Source organism: Halomonas sp. ATBC28 (genome assembly GCF_005937175.1).
GTDB lineage: Bacteria > Pseudomonadota > Gammaproteobacteria > Pseudomonadales > Halomonadaceae > Vreelandella > Vreelandella titanicae.
The window spans coordinates 1-403 of record NZ_VCQL01000166.1 but is presented as its reverse complement, the minus strand read 5'-3'; the positions used below and the strand labels follow the sequence as shown (position 1 = coordinate 403).

Genomic DNA, 403 nt, shown 5'->3' with positions numbered 1-403 from the left:
TCGTTAATGACGCCTTTATGCACGGGGCCTGTGATCAGCGCAGCAAATTCACCGTTCAGACAGCCATCACACGCTCGCGCCAGCGTCTCCACCACGTAATGTCCATTTTCAATCGCTAACTGCCCCGCAGTGACAGATTCACGTAGCGTGACAGGAAGTAGCGTTAATGTGCCCGTAGTTTGCGGTTGTGCAGGGGAGTTGGGGGAATAAGGGCGGAGGGTGAGCGGCAAACCGAGCATCGCTGCCCGGTCGGTAAGGAGAGTGGCATCGGCACAAACAACCAGTTCGACCGGCCACTCACGCTGTGCAAGCTGGACAACTAAGTCCGGGCCAATCCCGGCGGGCTCGCCGGGAGTGATCACAACACGTTGGGTTTTAACCATTAGTTGCTCAGGATTTTAAC

At 56.3% G+C, this 403-nt stretch carries 1 protein-coding gene; it reads right to left on the bottom strand.

Annotated elements, in window-relative coordinates; translation table 11 throughout:
• On the bottom strand, positions 1 to 383 hold a 383-nt coding region (locus E0L35_RS25850), incomplete at its 3' end, for a 4-hydroxythreonine-4-phosphate dehydrogenase PdxA (RefSeq protein WP_171051247.1).
• Positions 384 to 403 lie beyond the last annotated feature (20 nt).